The 20165-nt window shown below is 37.8% G+C and carries 17 protein-coding genes and 1 riboswitch; of the genes, 14 read left to right on the forward strand and 3 right to left on the reverse strand.

Features of this window, described 5'->3' with window-relative positions:
* Positions 1 to 415 precede the first annotated feature (415 nt).
* The 3 genes from QNH48_RS15765 to QNH48_RS15775 all read left to right on the forward strand — a co-directional run bounded on the left by QNH48_RS15765 (position 416) and on the right by QNH48_RS15775 (position 5384).
* Positions 416 to 2665, forward strand: coding sequence for an AAA domain-containing protein (locus QNH48_RS15765; protein WP_283951029.1), 2250 nt, complete (start codon positions 416 to 418; stop codon positions 2663 to 2665).
* A gap of 357 nt (positions 2666 to 3022) precedes the next feature.
* On the forward strand, positions 3023 to 4141 hold the full coding sequence (gene proB / locus QNH48_RS15770) for a glutamate 5-kinase (RefSeq protein ID WP_133367989.1): 1119 nt from the start codon (positions 3023 to 3025) through the stop codon (positions 4139 to 4141).
* A 1-nt stretch (position 4142) separates the two neighbouring features.
* On the forward strand, positions 4143 to 5384 hold the full coding sequence (locus QNH48_RS15775) for a glutamate-5-semialdehyde dehydrogenase (RefSeq protein ID WP_283951030.1): 1242 nt from the start codon (positions 4143 to 4145) through the stop codon (positions 5382 to 5384).
* A gap of 19 nt (positions 5385 to 5403) precedes the next feature.
* On the opposite strand, the gene QNH48_RS15780 is transcribed toward QNH48_RS15775, so the two are convergent.
* Positions 5404 to 6144: a YqcI/YcgG family protein gene (locus QNH48_RS15780; RefSeq protein WP_283951031.1), complete on the reverse strand. Its 741-nt coding sequence runs from the start codon at positions 6142 to 6144 to the stop codon at positions 5404 to 5406.
* A 128-nt stretch (positions 6145 to 6272) separates the two neighbouring features.
* Here QNH48_RS15780 and QNH48_RS15785 point away from each other — a divergent pair, with 128 nt between their 5' ends.
* The 10 genes from QNH48_RS15785 to QNH48_RS15830 all read left to right on the forward strand — a co-directional run bounded on the left by QNH48_RS15785 (position 6273) and on the right by QNH48_RS15830 (position 16283).
* Positions 6273 to 8549, forward strand: coding sequence for an ATP-dependent DNA helicase (locus QNH48_RS15785; protein WP_283951032.1), 2277 nt, complete (start codon positions 6273 to 6275; stop codon positions 8547 to 8549).
* A gap of 107 nt (positions 8550 to 8656) precedes the next feature.
* A complete protein-coding gene (locus QNH48_RS15790; protein WP_283951033.1) occupies positions 8657 to 9433 on the forward strand; it encodes a hypothetical protein in 777 nt (258 codons plus the stop codon).
* Positions 9434 to 9456: 23 nt separating this feature from the next.
* Positions 9457 to 10320: a DUF3307 domain-containing protein gene (locus QNH48_RS15795; RefSeq protein ID WP_283951034.1), complete on the forward strand. Its 864-nt coding sequence runs from the start codon at positions 9457 to 9459 to the stop codon at positions 10318 to 10320.
* A 136-nt stretch (positions 10321 to 10456) separates the two neighbouring features.
* Positions 10457 to 10711 carry a FeoA family protein gene (locus QNH48_RS15800; RefSeq protein WP_283951035.1) on the forward strand — a complete coding sequence of 85 codons (255 nt, stop codon included), beginning with the start codon at positions 10457 to 10459 and terminating at the stop codon, positions 10709 to 10711.
* Positions 10701 to 11396 (forward strand): FeoB small GTPase domain-containing protein, encoded by a 696-nt coding sequence (locus QNH48_RS15805; RefSeq protein WP_283951036.1) that lies wholly within the window; start codon positions 10701 to 10703, stop codon positions 11394 to 11396. Before QNH48_RS15800 ends, QNH48_RS15805 begins: the two co-directional genes overlap by 11 nt.
* On the forward strand, positions 11393 to 12766 hold the full coding sequence (locus tag QNH48_RS15810) for a nucleoside recognition domain-containing protein (RefSeq protein WP_283951037.1): 1374 nt from the start codon (positions 11393 to 11395) through the stop codon (positions 12764 to 12766). The genes QNH48_RS15805 and QNH48_RS15810 overlap by 4 nt, the downstream gene beginning before the upstream one ends.
* 96 nt (positions 12767 to 12862) lie before the next feature.
* Complete coding sequence (locus tag QNH48_RS15815) at positions 12863 to 13387, forward strand: type 1 glutamine amidotransferase domain-containing protein (protein ID WP_283951038.1); 525 nt, start codon at positions 12863 to 12865, stop codon at positions 13385 to 13387.
* Between the two features lie 85 nt (positions 13388 to 13472).
* The gene (locus tag QNH48_RS15820; RefSeq protein ID WP_095246862.1) at positions 13473 to 13739 is read left to right on the forward strand and encodes a DUF1292 domain-containing protein; all 267 of its coding nucleotides are present in this window, start codon (positions 13473 to 13475) and stop codon (positions 13737 to 13739) included.
* Between the two features lie 453 nt (positions 13740 to 14192).
* Positions 14193 to 14342, forward strand: coding sequence for a hypothetical protein (locus QNH48_RS15825; RefSeq protein ID WP_283951039.1), 150 nt, complete (start codon positions 14193 to 14195; stop codon positions 14340 to 14342).
* 137 nt (positions 14343 to 14479) lie between these two features.
* A riboswitch (cyclic di-AMP (ydaO/yuaA leader) is annotated at positions 14480 to 14621 on the forward strand.
* Positions 14622 to 14786: 165 nt separating this feature from the next.
* Positions 14787 to 16283 (forward strand): amino acid permease, encoded by a 1497-nt coding sequence (locus QNH48_RS15830; protein ID WP_481858500.1) that lies wholly within the window; start codon positions 14787 to 14789, stop codon positions 16281 to 16283.
* Positions 16284 to 16504: 221 nt separating this feature from the next.
* Here the strand turns inward: QNH48_RS15830 and QNH48_RS15835 are convergent, their stop codons facing one another.
* Positions 16505 to 16879 carry a hypothetical protein gene (locus QNH48_RS15835; protein ID WP_283951040.1) on the reverse strand — a complete coding sequence of 125 codons (375 nt, stop codon included), beginning with the start codon at positions 16877 to 16879 and terminating at the stop codon, positions 16505 to 16507.
* Positions 16880 to 16979: 100 nt separating this feature from the next.
* The gene (locus QNH48_RS15840) at positions 16980 to 18404 is read right to left on the reverse strand and encodes a sigma-54 interaction domain-containing protein (protein ID WP_283951041.1); all 1425 of its coding nucleotides are present in this window, start codon (positions 18402 to 18404) and stop codon (positions 16980 to 16982) included.
* 206 nt (positions 18405 to 18610) lie between these two features.
* On the opposite strand from QNH48_RS15840, the gene pruA reads away from it, so the two are divergent.
* Positions 18611 to 20155: an L-glutamate gamma-semialdehyde dehydrogenase gene (gene pruA / locus QNH48_RS15845; RefSeq protein WP_283951042.1), complete on the forward strand. Its 1545-nt coding sequence runs from the start codon at positions 18611 to 18613 to the stop codon at positions 20153 to 20155.
* Positions 20156 to 20165 lie beyond the last annotated feature (10 nt).

The following is a 20165-nucleotide window of genomic DNA, read 5'->3' on the forward strand; positions in this document are numbered from 1 at the left end:
AACTCCTGGGATAACCAGTCCAAAGTCACAAACCGTTCTCGAAAAATGACTTTATTTAAACTTGTTTTTAGCATTCAACCCAGTCGTGCTGGTACTAAATAACTATTCATTTAACACATTGATAATTCCTTTCTTTCCCAACGGGTTGCGGCAATATTTTTATCGAGGATATTTTTATAAATATGACAAAATCCTTGCTTATTTGAAACATTTTATAGGTAAAAAGACTTAATAGGAAACGATATGTATTTGATACTGATTTTATTACGAACATATTTTAGAAATGAGTAAAATTAATGTCGGAATTATTTTGATAAGGAATAACGTTTTATTTTTGCATCGTATACATGCTATAGTTGATTCACCATTTAAGGTTATATTTTATAAGAAGCATTTTTATTAGAAGGATGAGAAAATGACGAAGACTGTTCTGAATATTAAAGAGTGGCAGCAGGCCTTACAAAATGAAATTATCTACTTAAAAAAGTATGGCAGTAACAAATATAGAGTTACGAGTGGCAGATTATTATCTAATGATGGTACGTTTAGTTATTATTTCGATACTGCTTTTTCATTAAAAATTCCAATAGGTGCTTCCATCACACTTGTATGGGGAGGAATAAAGCAAGGTGGACGAGTCCTATCATCCGAGGGGAAGGGACTAATTGTTCAATTAGAGCAATCGCTGGGTGATTTAATCCCGGAAGCGTATATCTATCATGATCCTTGGGAGCTGCTTGAACAGCTCATTGAACGGTTAGATGAAATAAACAAAAGCAAGCAAAAAAGAGTAAGAGTCAATCGATTAATGAACCCTTCGATGCCCGCAAAGCATCCCGAAGAAAAGATAAAAAGCAATGTTCATGAATTGGTCTTGCGTTCAAAGTACAACCCCGTTACTTTTGTATGGGGCCCCCCTGGGACTGGTAAAACGTATACATTAGCACGAGTTGCTGCTAATAAATATTTCCAAGATAAAACAGTCCTTATTCTTTCACACAGTAACCAAGCCGTTGACGTATTAATTAGAGAAATTTCAGGCTTTATAAAAAAGAAAGGCCGCTTTCGAGAAGGTGACGTGCTTCGTTACGGATATAATACGGGCGTTGCAGAGGACAGTAAAGAAGCACTTACGACTAGTCAGCTTCTTAAGAAGCAAGAACACAGTCTTGTTGAGGATAAAGATGCTTTAGTGGAAGAACGGAAAAATTTAAAACAAGATATATCACGGTCCTTTAGTAAACGAGACTCTAATCAGTTATTGGAGCTTGAGAAAAAGCTTGCAAGAGTGCTGGAAAAAATCCGCCAAAAAGAAATAGAGTTTGTTAAGGATGCATTAGTTGTGGGTTCGACGCTGGCCAAAGCTGCTAGTGATTCCGCTATTTATGGCAGGGAATTTGACGTTGTCATACTCGATGAAGCAAGTATGGCCTACGTACCACAGGCTGCTTTTGCTGCTGCACTAGGTAAAAGAGTAATCATTTGCGGTGATTTTAAACAATTACCACCCATTGCCTCCTCCAGGGACTCCCTTGTAACAAAATGGTTAAAAGAGGATGTTTTTCATCGAGCGGGTGTGGTGGAGTGGGTAGAGGCTGGAAAACTCCATCCACACTTATTTTTACTAAAAGAACAGCGGAGGATGCACCCAGATATCTCGTCTTTTACCAATCAATACATTTATCATTCCCTTGTTGGTGACCATGAAAGTGTTCATAGCAGTAGAGACCAGATAGTAGAAAAATGCCCTTTTCCAGGACGAGCATCAATCCTCTTAGATACAAGCTATATGGGTGCATTTTGTTTAACGGAAAAGAGCTCTAATTCTAGGTCAAATATCTGGCAGGCGCTGATTTCTTTTCAATTAATTCATGAGTCTTACCTAGGCGGCGCAAGGTCCATAGGATATGTAACGCCCTACAGAGCACAAGCGAATTTAATGGACCTGATACTACAGGATTTGTATCAGACAGAGGTGTTATCTGCAGATATTGTTTCTGCAACTGTTCACCGCTTTCAAGGCAGTGAGCGAGATGTTATGATTTTCGACACTGTCGATTCTAACCCACAAGAACGTGCGGGAATGCTTTTAACTGGAATAGACAGTGAACGCCTTATCAATGTAGCTATTACGAGAACAAAGGGAAAATTTATTCATGTTGGTAATATCGCATTTATCCGTAAGCATGTCTATAATAGGAAAACGATTAGACAACTTGTTGAATATCAAGAAAAACATCGACAAAGTATAAGGACAAAGGAAATTGGCACTTGGATAAAAAATCAGCTTCCTACATTACAGTGGATACATGCACTAAAACTAGAAAAGGTCCTCAAGGACATACAAAACGCCCGGACATCAATCATTATTTCCTTGCCAGTTAATATTGACTTACCTGAGGCATGGGTAAATGTTTTAGTTAAACGCCACCCGTCAGTAACGCTAACGGTTATTTCTGAAAAGTCCTGGCCAGAATTACTGCCAAATTCTTGGCAAGAGGAAGGATACACCTTCCCGTTTATCCTCATGGACCAGCATGTTCTCTGGCTTGGATTTCCATTGGGAAGGGGAAAAGGTCTACAGCCTCCCTATATCGCGGCAAGATTAAATTCAGAAAAGATATGTGATTATTTGATTGGCCAGTTAGTAACAATTGACGTATAGACTAATGTGGAATAAAACTCAAATGAAATTTAAATATTCAAAAAACACCCTTGACATTTCAGTCTTTTCTATAGATAATAAATAAAATTACAAATTGTTAATGGTATGGGAATAGTAAACTTGGAAACGTGAAAGAGAGTGAAACCCTAAGGCTGTAAGGTTTCTCACGTGAAAAAGATTGAACCTGCCCTGTTCACACCGCTTATGTAAACATAAGCCGTTTCCCTCGTTACGGAGTCAAGTGGATGCTAATAAAAGCATCAATGAAGGTGGTACCGCGGAAACGACTCTTCCGTCCTTTTTATAGGGACAGAAGAGTCGTTTTTTTTTATTTTTTAAAAGAGGGGTAAGAGTAGGATGAAGAAACAACTCGTAGTTGTAAAAATAGGAAGCAGCTCGCTAACAACAGCATCAGGTACAATATCTGAAGAAAAAATCCGTGATCACATCGAAGCACTTGCCCATTTAAAAGAACAAGGGCACGATGTCATTCTCATCTCATCCGGTGCAATCGCAGCAGGTTTTGGAGCGCTTGGGTATCCGGCTCGACCAAAAAGTGTTGCAGGAAAGCAGGCAGCTGCTGCAGTTGGACAGGGACTATTAATGCAGCATTATATTTTACAATTTAAAGAGTTTGGTATTGTACCCGCTCAAATTCTACTAACTAGAGAGGACTTTTATAGCCTGGAGCGGTTTCATAATCTATATAGCACGATATCTGAACTCCTGCAAAGGGGTGTTTTACCAATTATTAACGAAAACGACTCGGTCTCGATTGAGGAATTGACCTTTGGTGACAACGATATGCTGTCAGCGCTCGTAAGCGGGTTTTTACATGCAAATGCTCTAATCATCTTAACCGATGTAAATGGGCTATATAATGGTAATCCAAAAGTAGTAAAGGACGCCAAGAAGTATGATTTTATCCCAAGGGTTTATGAAGAACTTCTTGAAGAGGCAGGAGAAAGTGGTTCTTCGGTTGGAACAGGTGGAATGAAATCGAAGCTGTTGGCAGCGAAAAAGGCCCTTTCCTTCGGTGTCAGCGTCTTTGTCGGGAAGGGGCAGGGGAAGGAAAAACTTTCGAAGATTTTAGAGGGTAAAGGAGACGGGACCTATATTGGCGGCTCCTTCGAAACCCAAATGCAAATGAAAAAGCAATGGATTGCTTTTCATTCTCAAACCGCTGGCATTGTTGAAATTGATGAAGGGGCAGAAGCAGCCATTGTTACAAATGGAAAAAGTCTGCTGCCCGTAGGTATTACGAACGTTATTGGTGAATTTAATGCAATGGATGTTGTCGAGGTACACAATCAGAAAGGTGAATTAATAGGTAAAGGGCAAATCTATTATTCTGCAAAGAATTTACAAATGGTAAAAGGTTTGCCTGGTGATAAAACGAAAAACTTTTCAATCAATAAACGTGCAGAAGCGATTCATCGTAATAACTGGGTTAGTCTGCAAAGGAGCGAGGTATAGTATGAGTGAATTATTAGAAAAGGCTAAGAAGTTAAAATCAGCCTCTAAGGTACTTTCTATTCTTTCGACGGAAGAAAAAAATGAAGCCTTAGCGAAGATGGCAGACCGATTATTGAGTGAAAAGGAATTGATTATAACAGAAAATGCGAAGGATATTAGAGCGGGAGAGGAAAAAGGATTTACCCCTTCCTTATTAGATCGGTTATTGCTTACAGAAGAGAGAATCGAACAGATTGTTGAAGGGATTCATCAATTGATTAAACTCGAGGATCCAATCGGTGAAACCATTGAGGCTTGGGAGCGCCCAAATGGTTTACAGATTCATACTGTACGTGTTCCGCTTGGTGTCATTGGGATGGTGTATGAAGCTCGTCCGAATGTAACCGTAGATGCGGGGAGCCTTTGTTTAAAGGCAGGAAATGCTGTTCTTTTAAGGGGAAGTACATCTGCTCTTCATTCTAATAAGGCACTTGTAAAGGTTATGCGTGAAGCTCTTGCTGATAGTAAAATCCCTGCAGATGCTGTTCAGCTGCTCGAGGATACAAGCAGGGAAACGGCAGCGCAAATGTTTAAACTAAATCAATATCTTGACGTGCTAATTCCCCGTGGAGGTGCCGGTTTAATTCAATCCGTGATTGAAAATGCAACGGTCCCTGTACTTGAAACTGGTGTTGGGAATTGTCATGTATTCATTGATGAAACCGCCAAAAAACAAATGGGGATTGATATTACGTTTAATGCAAAAATGCACCGTGTATCTGTTTGTAATGCCGCTGAAACCCTGCTTATTCATGAAAGTTGGCCGTATATTTCCGAAATACTACATTCTCTTAACGAAAAGGGAGTAGAACTCCGTGGTGATGAAGAGCTGACAGCTCACTATCCATTTGTAAAAAGTGCAATGGAAGAGGATTGGAAAACTGAATTTTTAGCGCCAATTTTAGCAGTGAAATTGGTTAAAGATGTGAAGGAAGCCATACAACATATTGACGAGTATGGTACAAAGCATTCTGAAGCCATCATCAGTGAACAGGATGAAAATGTACGGTTATTCTTACAGGCAGTGGATGCGGCTGTTGTCTATCACAATGCATCTACTCGATTTACAGATGGAGAACAATTCGGTTATGGGGCGGAAATTGGAATTAGTACTCAAAAGCTGCATGCACGAGGACCAATGGGGCTGCGGGCAATTACGACATCAAAGGCAATTGTCCAAGGTACCGGACAAATTCGTTCATAACTAGCTATAGAGAACAAGTTCACTCTTGTTCTCTATTTTTTTTATGGAAGGGGCATTTTGATAATGTTGTTTGGTCATCCCGAAGGAAATATTGTTTCCATTCATAATTATCTTTTTGTCCATACGTGTTCAAATCAGGATGAATGGAAATGGAATCATAATTGGCTAGTCTGTCTCTTATCTTTGCTTTTATTTTTTCGGCATGTAAGGGGGAGGATGTGAATTTTTCTAGTACCCATCTAGGTGTTATGGCTAGCATGAAATAGGGGAAATGACGACTATACCGATTACAGTGCGAAGGGGTCGCACAGTACATAAAGAATTGTTCTCCGTGAAAGCAAAATTCCCACATTGAATGCATAGAATCAGCAGGGATATGACTTGGCCATTCCATCTCATCTATTTTACTGAGCTGATTCAGTTGTTCCCAAAACATCTGTTCATATTGTTCTACAGTGGGATTTCCGGTTCTTTCTGGAGAAGGCTCATAAAAAATGACAAGTGACGTATAAGCACCAATTGATTTGTAAACGATCGAGTATTCCTTTAGCAAGAGTGCTAATTCTTTAGTGGCTAACGGATTTTGAGGATTTGGTACAAATCCGAAGCAAAACCTATTCAACTGATATCCCATTGTTGCTGGAATACAAGGGAAGTGCTTTTCTTTGTCTATCATCCTCTCATCGAATCTATTTATCGCATCTTTTTTCCATGCTTCAAGCTCCAATTGGTGTATGTTTTCCTTTGTAACAAGATACATAATTTCTTACTCCTCTCGACATTAGATTATGTGAGAGTAGATTTTTGAGTGAATGTCCAAAAATGTTTGGGTTTCTGTTATAATCTTTATACAAACGTATATTCTTATTTGTAAAGCAGGTGATATTCTTGTCAAATACCATTCAACTAGCAGTTAGAACACTCGTGGAACATGTATATAGCAGTGGAAGCATTGATTCTAGGTTCAGGTCACAGTCCACGATGTTAGAGGGAACGAGAATTCACCAAAAAATTCAACTTACATATCAAGAATCTGATCAAAAGGAGGTCTATCTTCGAGCAGATTTTCCCGTCAAGGACCTTATTTTTTCAATTGATGGAAGATGCGATGGATTATTGTTTCGGAATGGAGAAGTAATTATCGATGAAATTAAATCCACCTCAAAGCACTTAGAACAACTCGGAGATGATGGACTTCCCGTCCACTGGGCACAAGCTAAAATGTACGCCTATATATATGCCAAAGATCATCAGTTACAGGAAATATCTGTACAGCTTACATATGTACAGGTTGAAAGTGATGAAAAAAGGCTTTTGAAAAAATGCTTTTCCATTTCTGAACTAGAGGGTTTTGTTCAGGAAGTAGTAGAGACCTATTATCCCTACGCAAAATTACTTCATGATCATCGGAAAGAGAGAACTGAAAGCAGTAAACAATTGGTTTTTCCCTTTGACACCTACCGTTCTGGACAAAGGAAATTAGCTGGAGGTGTTTACAAGACGATCTCTGAGAAAAAGAGTTTGTTTGTAAAAGCACCAACTGGGATTGGTAAGACGATATCCACCTTGTTTCCAGCCGTCAAAGCTATGGGAGAAGGAAATTTAAACCGAATATTTTATCTTACCGCTAAGACCATAACTCGGACTACTGCAGAAGAGGCAGTCGGACGAATGCAGTCCTGCGGGCTTTGTTTGAAATATGTTACGATTACAGCCAAAGACAAAGTTTGTTTTAAGGATGAAACAAAATGTCAAAAGGATTATTGTGAGTTTGCTGATGGTTATTATGATCGAATAAATGGAGCCATTTTAGATATTGCAGCCAATGAAAACTGTATGAATCGTGAGGTAATCGAAAACTATGCTCGTAAACATACAGTGTGTCCATTTGAATTCTCTATTGATCTTGCTTATACAGCTGATGCTGTCATTTGTGATTACAATTATATTTTTGACCCGCGTGTATCATTGAAGCGCCTGTTCGAAGAGCAAAAGAAGTCCACACTTTTATTAATTGATGAAGCACATAATCTAGTTGACCGTGGTAGAGAGATGTTCTCTGCGTCTCTTAACAAAGAGTTATTTCTCCAATTGAAAAAGGAGTTTAAATCCGTCAATAAAGGAATTTATGATAGTGCTTCACAAATCAATTCTTGGTTTATTTCTTTGAAAAAGAATGGCGGCGAATTGAATGAATTTACCTTAGACCAGTTAGATGAAGAATTGATACTGCTACTGAACCAGTTTAAAGAAGGGGCCGAAATCGTTTTATTAAAAGAAACCTTTCCTAACCTTTTGGAACTGTACTTCCAGGTGAATTCATTCTTGAAAATAGTTGATTTACTCGATGAACATTATGTCATCTATGGAGAAAAAATTAAAAACGATATAACACTAAAACTATTTTGTATTGATCCATCAAAATTGCTTCAGAAAATGGGAAAAGGCTATCGCTCGAAGGTGTTTTTTTCGGCGACACTTGCACCACTTTCTTATTATCAGGATATTCTTGGCGGTCAAGATGAGGATTATTTACTTTCGATTCCTTCACCATTTAAGGAGGAACAGACTGATATTTTTATCAAGCCGTTGTCGACTAGATACCGTGACCGCGAGAGAACGAAGCCAGCCATTGTAACCATGATTCATTCCTTAGTTCAAAATCGACCAGGAAATTATTTAATCTTTTTCCCCTCCTATCAATATTTGCTCGCTGTATATGATGAGTTTATTAAACAATATCCAGGAACTAATACCTTGCTTCAAGGTGCAGGAATGTCTGAGGAGGAAAGGGAAGAATTTTTGAAAAAGTTCAAGCCCAATCAACCTGAGACATTAATTGGATTCGCCGTTCTTGGCGGAGTCTTTTCAGAAGGAGTGGATCTAAAGGGTGACCGCTTAAATGGTGTGGTGGTGGTAGGTGTAGGTCTTCCGCAGCTTTGTTATGAACGGAATCTTATTAAGGATCATTTTAACAAGAAGGAAAGAAACGGTTATGACTATGCCTATGTTTTTCCTGGTATGAATAAAGTGTTACAAGCTGGCGGGAGATTAATTCGTTCAGAAGAGGACCATGGGACCATTGTTTTAGTAGATGATCGGTTTCTACAAAGACAATATCAGGACCTCCTTCCGCAAGAATGGAGAAGTTTTGTTGTCATTTAATTCTTGATGTTAGATAGGTTCATCAAACAAGGAATAAGTTTGACTATTTACTCTAATTTTTATAAAATTAGACTATATAATCTAATTTCATGTTGAAGGAGCAAAAGATGAACTATCCTATCTCAATCTTTATTCTCGATGTCAGTAACTCTTCGTCTGGTGACATGGGAGATGAATTGACTAATTACTTAGATGAGCTGGTAAACAGGGTTACGATTTGGTCTGAGAAAATCGGTCATGTTAAAGTGAAGCACAGAGCGGGCGATGAGATCATCTTTGCTGGTTATGGATATTCCACTGCCTATATTTTAGCCTTTTTTATAAGCAGGATTTGGAAATATCGTGACAATCCGCCTTATTTTGGATTGTCCTTTGGTGATAGTGACAAAGAGTTAGAGGAAGTAGATATAGAGAAGTGGATTCATCCCTTAATAAAGCAGGCAAGGTATGCGAATGATTTATTGAAGGAGGAACAAGTAAGACCTTTATTTAAGTTTGAACTTGATCAATTTTATCAAAATCAATTTTTTCAGTATAATCATTTTCGGTCAGAGTTTGAAACATTAATAAATTCATTATTAAGTGTCCAGTTAATCATGATGAAGGGTCAAACAAAGATTCAGGAGCAGGTTTGTACATTTTACTTTATTTTGGAGCAGCAAAAAGCAGTAGCAAAACTGCTCGGGAAAACTGCACCAACTATCTCTAGCCATTATAAAAAAGGTAAAAGTGAAGAAATACTATCTGTTTTTTATAAATTGATTACCACCCTTGACTCTCTACAGGAAAAATCTTATAGCGATTATCTAGATAAACCACAAGCTTTAAGTGCAGCATTAATGGAATCGATTAGAAATCATTTAAAAATAAATTTGATTAAGTAATAACCCGTTTGAGAGGAGAATCCATGTTATTTTTATGCCTTATTCTCGCCCATCTCATTGCAGATTTTTATCTGCAAACCGATGAAATGGTAAAGGATAAAATTAATAATATTAAGAAGCATATCGGACACCATTTTCTGATGAATGGACTAGTACTGATTGTTTTTTACCTTTTTAACTATAAAGAAATAGGTATTTTTAGCCATCTGATTATCCCATTACTCTTTATCGTTATTAGCCATTATTTCATTGATATACTAAAAATTAAGCTCCTTGATATCATCAAAAATAGTAACGAAGAAAACATGAAACGAGTTAGTTTCTTTATTGTTGATCAACTGCTGCATTATGTATGTATTTTGCTTGCTGGAAAGTTGTTTCTAGGTATAGATTTTGCTGCAATTTATGAATTTTTTCTGAGCGGAGAAAAATGGAGTATCATAAACTCGGTTTTATTTACCGTTATCGTGATTATTTTCGCAACGACTGTAAGTGGCCACCTGATAAGGATTCTTTTAGGCTCCTTGCCTAATCAGCTTTTAACCTTTGAAGGTAAATATACGTTTAAAAATGAACGGCAAGAAGCTAACTATACAAAGAATCATACAGGGAATAGAGCGTTGGCGGAGGAGTACAATTATACGATTTTTGGCAAGCATGATCTTTCACGCGGGAAATTAATTGGATATATTGAGAGATTATTAGTTTTAGTCTTAACCTTTTACAGTGCTTATCCAGCGATTGGATTTATTGTAGCTGCCAAGTCCATTGCGCGGTTCAAACAAATGGATGACCGGAACTGGGCAGAGTATTTTCTATTGGGTACACTAACATCGATGTTCATAGGAATTACGCTTGGAATAGTTTTAAGGGAAGTTTTGACTTGAAAAATATTATTTAAATTAGCTGCCTAATAGTAGGCAGCTAATTTTTTTTAAAAAATTTTAACACAAGACTGCTATTTTATCATATAATTAAGAAAAAGTTGCACGAAGGAAAAACTTTAACAAAGGGGAAAGATATATGAGTATACCAAAAATAATAAAACTGGTGAATGGCGAAAAGGGAAATTTAATTCGTATCACTTCTTTAAATCTTGACGGTGTGATGAGAAGAAGATTATTAGACTTAGGATTTGTGGCGGGAGCGATTGTCGAAGTGATTAGAAAAAGTCCTTTAGGAGACCCAATTGCTTTTCGAGTCAGTCAAACCACTATTGCCTTAAGAAAAGAGGAAAGTTCACAAATAGAAGGGGTGTTGATGGCAAATGGGGAATAGTTACCGAATTGCCTTGGCTGGTAACCCGAATACAGGAAAGAGCACCTTGTTTAATGCCCTGACTGGATTAAGGCAGCATACAGGAAACTGGGCAGGAAAGACGGTATCGCTTGCACAAGGGAATGTTCAGTATAAGGGTAAGACGTTTAATTTAATTGACCTCCCTGGTACCTATTCGCTTTTTTCCAATTCAAGTGATGAAGAGGTTGCAAGGAACTATATTGTTTTTGAAAAACCTGATGTTACTGTAGTTGTACTGGATGCCACATCCTTGGAGCGGAACTTTAATTTAGCCTTACAAGTTTTAGAAATGACCAAAAATGTGATCATTTGTATTAACTTAATTGATGTGGCGGAAAAACAAGGGATTAATATTAATGAACGAATTCTAACTAACCGTTTAGGTGTGCCCGTCATTAAAATATCAGCACGAAACAAAAAAGGTTTTCCAATGCTGCTTGATACGATTGAACGGATTGTGACGGGAGCAATTGAATGTCAACCTGTACAAATGACTTATCCGGATGATATTGAAGAACAAATAAAGAAAATAGAGCCAAAAGTATTTGAGCTTGTTGGAAATCAGCTGTCTGCCCGTTGGGTTTCGTTAAGATTGCTGGATGGAGATGAAAGATTATTGAATGAGATCAATCAGCGATTTGGACAGAAGGAGGTGGCAGAATGAGTATTCAACAGCTTTACATGGAGGCACAGCAGCTTTCAAGTGCTAAGCTGAGAGATGATATTGTTCAGCAGCTCTATGAAAGAAGCCATCGTCTTTGTAGTGAAGGGATTAAGTATACAAAGTCGAAAAGGGACACAAGGACAGAAAAGCTTGATGCAATTTTCACTTCACCGATTTTTGGATTTCCGATTATGCTTACGATGTTAGGTGTTTTATTTTATTTAACAATTGCGGGTGCCAATATTCCATCATCTATGCTTGCAGAGTTTTTCGGTTCAATGGAGAAATATTTAACAGCATTTTTTAATTTTCTAAATACACCAGAGTGGGTTCATGGAGTCCTCGTCCTTGGTTTATATCGGGGCACAACTTGGGTGATAAGTGTCATGCTTCCACCCATGGCAATCTTTTTTCCAACGTTTGCTCTTTTAGAAAACTATGGGTACCTGCCACGTGTTGCTTTTAATATGGATCGTTTGTTTAAAAGAGTGGGTGCACATGGAAAACAATCGTTAACGATGGCAATGGGCTTTGGCTGTAATGCAGCAGCTGTAATTTCTACAAGAATTATTGAATCGCCTCGAGAGCGAATGCTTGCGATTTTGACAAATAATTTCGTTCCATGTAATGGTCGCTGGGGAACGTTAATTGTATTAGCTTCGTTATTTATGGCTGCAAATTTTACTGGTGGACTTAAATCACTTGTTACGACTGGAGTGATCGTCGGGATTGTCATGTTTGGTATTATTGTTACATTTTTTGTCTCATGGGTGCTCTCAAAAACAGCATTAAAAGGGATACCGACCCACTACACGTTAGAACTTCCTCCATACAGGAAACCAAAGATTTTTGATACTGTGGTTCGCTCGTCGTTAACAAAATCATGGTCTGTTTTAATGCGTGCAGTGAAAGTAGCTGCACCGGCAGCGATCCTAACATGGGTATTTGCGAACATATTTATTGGAGATACAAGTATATTGATGTACGCAGTTGAGTTTTTGGATCCATTTGGAAAGTTGCTCGGTCTTGATGGCTATATCATGATGGCATTTATTTTAGGCTTGCCAGCGAATGAAATTGTCCTTCCCATCCTGTTAATGGGGTATTTATCAACAGGTTCCTTAACAGAGGTGGATAGCTTGGTCGATTTAAAGCAAATCTTTCTAGACCACGGCTGGACTTGGCTGACAGCGCTAAACATGATGTTATTTTCTCTACTGCATTACCCATGCGGAACAACGCTTCTAAACATTTACAAAGAAACAAAGAGTAAAAAATGGACTTTCTTAGCCTTCCTAATTCCAACTGTTATTGCAATACTTGTTCCACTTAGCATAACCCAAACAGTTAGATTCTTTGGCTGGATGTAAATACTCTAGACACCACTGATTAGTAGAAAAAAGTGGTGTCTTTTTGTTAGTTTTGATTTTCTATGTCATAATAACAGGAAGGAGGAGGGAAGGATTATGCGTTTAAAAGGTAAAAAAGTAGTTAGTCTTGTCCATCATGATTTTGAAGATCTTGAGCTATGGTATCCAATACTCAGATTAAGAGAAGAGGGAGCCGTCGTTCACTTAGCAGGTGAGAAGGCCGAGGAAGAATACATAGGAAAATACGGTGTACCGGCTAAATCGGATTACTGCTATAGTGATATTAATGGGGCGGAGTACGATGCCATTTTGGTGCCAGGAGGCTGGGCGCCAGATAAGATTCGCCGCTTTCCTGAAGTCCTTGCACTGCTTCAGCATTTCGAAGAAAACAAAAAGCCAATTGGACAAATCTGTCATGCTGGCTGGGTGTTAATTTCGGCAAAAATTTTGCAGGGTAAGAAGGTAACAAGTACACCTGGAATTAAGGATGATATGGAGAATGCCGGCGCAACTTGGTATGATGAACCGGTTGTGGTCGACGGACACCTCGTTTCAAGCAGACGCCCGCCAGATCTACCGGACTATTTACGTGAGTTTATAAAGGTCATCGAGCAAAAATAAGTTATTTTTTTAGCATTATTTCCAGCTTTTTTAGAGATACTGATTGAATGAAATGCTTATTCTTAATATGAGAGGGAGGATTCAAATGGCTAATATTGAAGTAGGCGAAGTGTTTACCATTAGTGATGAAACAGATCAGGAGCAGGAAGTAGAAGTACTAGCCTCCATCAATATAGAAGGTACTAATTATGTCGCTGTAGGATTTGTAGAAGATATAAAAGAGGAAACGGAAGACGATATTGATATCTTCTTTCTAAAGGTCGACACGGATGGAGACTTAACCGCAATTGAAAGCGACGAGGAATTTGATAAAGTTTCTGCGGCTTTTGATGAGATTATGGATGAAGAATAGTTAGAAAATAATACTGGCATTTGCCAGTAATTGTCTATGTTACAACGGACAGAGAAGGATACCATCATTACAAATCTAAAAAAGAAGTCTGTAACTTAAAAAAGTACCTCTGTTGATAGAGGTGCTTTTTTGTATTACCTAGAGATTGTTAAACATGCAAATGTAACGGTAATCAAAAAACTTTGCATAACCAACCTTATTTAACATAATTGTGCAAAATATTTTGGCATAGAGCAAAAAATCTTTGCGGTATTACCTCGATAGGATAAGGTAAATGGATATTTCTAATGGGAATTTGGTTGGCACACTTATTGCATTAAAGAAGAACAAGATATAAAACTATTCTATGTTGCCAATAGTGAAAATCAATAATTAAAAAAACGATTTGATTTATTGGAAATTTTCAGGAGGGCGCAGTTTCAGATTATAAAAAAATGAGGTGAGGGATATTTAATGTGGGTCATTACGGTGTATTCAGAAAAGAATATTCAAATGTTTGAGTTTGAAAATCAAGAGGAAGCAAGAGCCACTTACATGAGTATAACAGGGTGCAAATTTCTGAGTGAAGTGATCTACTATAATGATTTTGATGTAGTGGAATAAAGTATTTGACAAAATTTTCAATTTCTTAGAAGTATTGACAGTGTTTTAGGGGAGTTCGGGTTATTTTTATATTTTTGTAATAAATTATTTTACTTTTCTTAAAATAGCAACTATTATAATATTGAAAATAGTTTCAAATTTCTAAATCGCTTAAACCGTTTAGGTACGGGGGAACCATATGGATTTTAATCAATCCAAGGGGTGAATCCTTTTTAAGGTAGGGCTACTCAGAAGGCCCGAATCCGACAGCTAACCTCGTAAGCGTTTATGAGAAGGATGGTGGAACTTGTGACACGAGATGAAAGTGTCTACAATTCTATTTCCCATGACTTGTAGACACTTTTTTGTTCCCTTAAAAGGTTCTCTAACTACCAGGGAATATTACTTTTCAAAAAGTAAAGCATTTATCTATTTGTAACCGTTTTCAAATAAAAAATGAAGGGAATGAAGTCCATGTTACAGGAACGTGAAATAGAATTATTCCAGCAATCTGTAAATCAACAACAAGAACAGACATTAAAAAGAGAGTTAAAATCCAGGCATTTAACGATGATTTCAATCGGAGGTGCAATTGGTACTGGACTGTTCCTCAGCAGCGGGGCAGCTATCAGTACAGCCGGGCCCGGGGGAGCATTGCTAGCATATGCTATAGTGGGTGCAATGGTCTTTTTTATCATGACTAGTTTAGGAGAAATGGCTGCTTTTATGCCAGTAAGCGGTTCCTTTAGCACGTATGGAACAAAATTTGTGGATCCAGCATTTGGTTTTGCGATTGGATGGACCTACTGGTTTAGCTGGGCGATGACCATTGCTGCTGAGTTAGCCGCCTCAACCATGATCATGAAATTTTGGTTTCCGGATAGTCCTTCGCTGGTATGGAGTGCATCATTTTTAGCGCTTATATTTCTTTTAAACTATTTATCTGTTAAAGGGTATGGGGAAGGGGAATATTGGTTATCCTTAATTAAAGTTTCAGCAATCATTATATTTATTATTGTTGGCTTACTGATGATTTTCGGTATTATGGGAGGAGAAGCAGTAGGGTTTAAAAACTTTACATTGGAAAAGGCTCCTTTTTCAGGTGGTATTTTAAGTGTTTTTGTTGTTTTTATTGCAGCAGGTTTTTCTTTCCAAGGTACGGAAATCGTTGGAGTTACAGCAGGGGAAAGTGAAGATCCTGCAAAAAATGTACCAAAGGCGATTAAAAATGTTTTCTGGAGAATCCTAATTTTTTATATTTTAGCGATTGCAGTGATTGGGCTTCTTATTCCTTATACCAATCCGAATTTACAAAATGATAGTGTAATGGTAAGTCCATTTACCCTCATTTTTGAAAAGGCTGGTATTGCCTTTGCAGCTTCACTTATGAATGCTGTTATTTTAACTGCGGTATTATCAGCTGGTAATTCTAGTTTGTATGCATCAACACGCATGTTGTATTCGATGGCGAAAGCTGGACAAGCACCAGGGATTTTTGGAAAACTAAACAACCGAGGTGTACCAGTTGCAGGTATGATTTTAACATGCGCTATAGGTGCCCTTGCCTTTTTAGCTTCCTTTTTTGGTGATGGTACAGTCTATATCTGGTTAATGAACGCGATCAGTATAACTGGATTTATCTTTTGGCTTGGTATTTCTATCAGTCATTATCGGTTCCGAAAAGCCCTTATCGCTCAAGGGCATTCATTAGACAAATTACCGTATAGGGCAAAATGGTTTCCGATTGGGCCTATCTTTGCTATTGCTTGTGGAATTATCGTCATAGTAGCCCAAAATTTCCAAGCCTTTCTTGCCGAACAGATAGATTGGGGCGGTGTTGTAGCAGCTTACTTGGGTATTCCGTTTTTCCTTAGTTTATATTTTGGATATAAACTGATTAAGAAAACGAAAGTGGTTAAACTTGAGGAAGTTGAGTTTGACTTTGACAAAAAATATAATTAATCATAAACGTGTCTTTGTTGAAAATCGAGAAGAATATTCAGGCTCTTAGGTATGATCCTAAGAGCCTGTTTTTTTAGGCTCTGTTATATTTTCTTGTTGATATATAACCATTAACTAACCGGTCACTAATGAATGCTATGAGTGTTAGCATAAAAAAATGACTCAAAGGAGTCGTAATTCAACGACCTTTTGAGTCACCCTCTTTTGACTGAATGATAGTTCTAATTGCCTAGAAATACAAAAGCGTAAAATTTGATATTTCCATCTTTTGTAAAAGGAATGCCCACTAACACGGGAGCACCATCAACTTTAATTACCTCGACAGTGTTTGCACCATTCCACTTAATACCTTGTGACATAAGGTCTTTACGTGCACCTTTAAATACATCAGTTTTTAATAGATCAGAAACAATTTTATTCCTCTCTGATCCAGTAAGTGGCTTCAAGTCTTCACAACCGCAACCAGGGGGGTGTTCAAAATCAGGTACTGGACCTAAAAACACAACATTTTGTGCTGCCTGTACAGGATTTCCTGGACCTACTAACATTAATAAAACAATTAAACTAGTACAAAGTAAGGTTAATATCTTCTTCATTCATTTTCCTCCTTTTTATGGTCTACTTATATATTCCTTTATAAATCGACAATTTCCTGCAAATATTTTGAATAATTTCGGACATTTTTAGCAAATCTTGTTAATCTTGCTTTATTTTTAGTTTTTTCATCCGATATTGAAGGCTTTGACGGCTTAATCCTAGTACATCTGCAGTTTTTGAAATGTTGTAATCATTATTTTTCCAGACATGTTCAATATAGGACTTTTCAAAGTATTCCATTTGATCCTTCAGTAAAGCTGTCGTATCTGTCCGTTCTTTCAAAAACACATCTACAGAAACAGAAGGAGTGTTCCTTTCTTTTACTTGCAATTTGCTACGATATTGAAAGGGGAGATGCGAGTATTCAATGATTTCTTCATCCTCCATAATAATATTCATTGCCGCTTCAATAATATGTTCAAGCTCTCGAACATTCCCGTGCCAATCATACTCCAAAAATGATTGTTTCACTTCATCTGATAAGCACTTTACATTCATTTGGAAACGCTCATTGTATTTCTTAATAAAATCTTGGACGAGGGGTGGAATATCTTCTTTACGCTCTCTTAAAGGCGGAATGAAGACAGTAACAACTCCAAGACGATAATATAAGTCTTTACGCAGATGATTATTGGTTATTGCATCAATTGGGTCCTCGTTGGTATTTGCAATCACCCGAACATCAATCGGGGTGTCCTTTGTATCCCCAACCCGGCGGATGGTTTTTTCTTGAAGTGCACGAAGCAATTTAGCCTGAAGATTTAGATTAAGTGAATTAATCTCATCAAGTAACAAGGTACCGCCATTTGCCTGTTCGAATAATCCTGGCTGGTCAATGGCCCCTGTGAATGCACCACGCTTTGTTCCGAATAGAAGACTTTCAATTAAATTATCAGGCAATGCAGCGCAGTTTTGGGAGATGAAAGGGCCCGAAAATCGGTTGCTTGCATTATGAATACTCTGGGCAAACAGCTCTTTTCCAGTTCCAGTTTCTCCCACAATTAAGACGTAAGAAGATGTCCGTGCTGCACGCTTGGCACCTTCAATGACTTCCTTAATAGCTGTACTGTTTCCAGTAATACTATCAAAAGTATATCTAGTGCTTCCTTTACGGGTGATATTCCCTTTTATTAACCGTTCAAGCTTTGTCACATCATTGGCGATTTCAACTGCACCCAGCAGCTCTTCGTTTTCATAAATAGGAATCGTATTGTTGTTGGTTGTAATTTCACGGCCTTTGTTATTAAAATAAGTTTGTTTAACATTCTTTGTCTCTTTTCTATCTTGGAGCACTTTTACAAGTGTACTAGATTGATTTTCTTTAAACATAAAGACGTCTAATAAATTCTTATTCATCACATCTAGAAGGTCCATCGATTCAATTTGGGCCATTTTATTATTATAGATAACCGTATTCCCTGAAGCATCTACTGCATGGACCCCAACATCCACTTCGTCTAAAATCCTTTTATACATTGAATTAAGATATTGCAAATATTGGATGGTCATTTTCATATTTTCCATGAGAGTATTCCCCTTATTGTTTATGTTTCTATTAAAACAGAAAATACAAAACAGTGCAAAATAATTTTGCGTTTCTAAATAAATAATAATTTTGCGCAAAAATATTTTGCGGTTACTAATATAAAAACCTTATTAATAAAGCATTTTATGTTTGGCATGATACTTGCAAATTTATATTTTGAACAAACACCAAGGGGGAAAAATGAATGAAACCGTATACGCATGAACCATTTACTAATTTTGCAGATGAAACTAATAAACAAGCATTTCAACAAGCATTTTCCTACGTTCAATCTCAGCTAGGAAAGGAATATCCAGTTGTAATTGGCGGAGAGTCTATTACAACTGATAAAAAAATTCAGTCTATTAATCCAGCAAATAAAGAAGAAGTCATCGGAAGTGTTTCTATGGCAGACCAAGAACTTGCAGAAAAGGCAATGCAAACAGCATTAACTGCATTTGAATCATGGAAAAAGTGGAAGCCTGAGCACCGTGCCAACATCCTATTCCGTGCCGCAGGTATGTTACGTCGCCGTAAACATGAATTTTCTGCTTATCTTGTAAAAGAAGCAGGAAAGCCATGGAAGGAAGCGGATGCTGATACTGCAGAAGCTATTGATTTTATCGAGTATTACGGTCGTCAAATGCTGCGTATTAAAGAAGGTTTTCCTGTTCAAAGCCGTGATGGAGAATATAATCAATACCACTATATTCCACTAGGTGTTGGAATCATTATTTCACCATTTAACTTCCCATTGGCAATTATGGCTGGAACAACTGTTGCAGCAATTGTTTCTGGAAACACGGTTCTTCTCAAGCCTGCAAACTCAACACCAATTGTAGCTGCAAAATTTGTAGAGCTTATGCATGAGGCAGGATTACCGAATGGAGTATTAAACTTTGTACCTGGCAGCGGAGCTCAAATTGGAGATTATCTTGTGGATCATCCAAAAACTCGTTTCGTATCCTTCACTGGTTCCCGTGAGGTAGGCTGCCGAATCAATGAACGAGCTGCAAAAGTTAATCCGGGGCAAATTTGGATTAAACGCGTTATTGCTGAAATGGGCGGTAAGGACACGGTTGTTGTCGATAAAGAAGCTGACTTAGAATTAGCAGCAGCAAGCATTGTTTACTCGGCTTTTGGATTTTCTGGCCAGAAATGTTCAGCAGGCTCCCGAGCGGTTGTTCATCAAGATGTTTATGATGAAGTACTTGAAAAAGCTGTTGCCTTAACAAAGACACTTACACTTGGTAACCCAGAAGATCTATCTAATTATATGGGTCCAGTGATTGATGAAAAATCATATAAGAAAATCATGAATTATATCGAAGTTGGTAAACAAGAAGGCAGATTAATGACTGGCGGAGAAGGCGATGACTCCAAGGGTTACTTTATTCAACCAACGATAGTCGCAGATTTAGATGAAAATTCTCGACTTATGCAAGAAGAGATTTTTGGACCAGTTGTTGGTTTCTCGAAAGCTCGTGATTTCGATCATATGATGAAAATTGCTAATAACACAGACTACGGTCTAACAGGTGCCTTAATTTCTAATAACCGTGAGCACATCGAACGTGCTCGTGAGGAATTCCATGTAGGAAATCTTTATTTTAACCGTACATGTACAGGTGCTATTGTAGGTTATCAGCCATTTGGCGGATTCAATATGTCAGGAACCGATTCAAAGGCTGGAGGACCTGATTATTTACTTCTTCACATGCAAGCTAAAACAACATCTGAAACGCTATAAGGAGGAAACT

This window comes from Neobacillus sp. YX16 (assembly GCF_030123505.1).
Classification (GTDB): Bacteria; Bacillota; Bacilli; order Bacillales; family Cytobacillaceae; genus Neobacillus.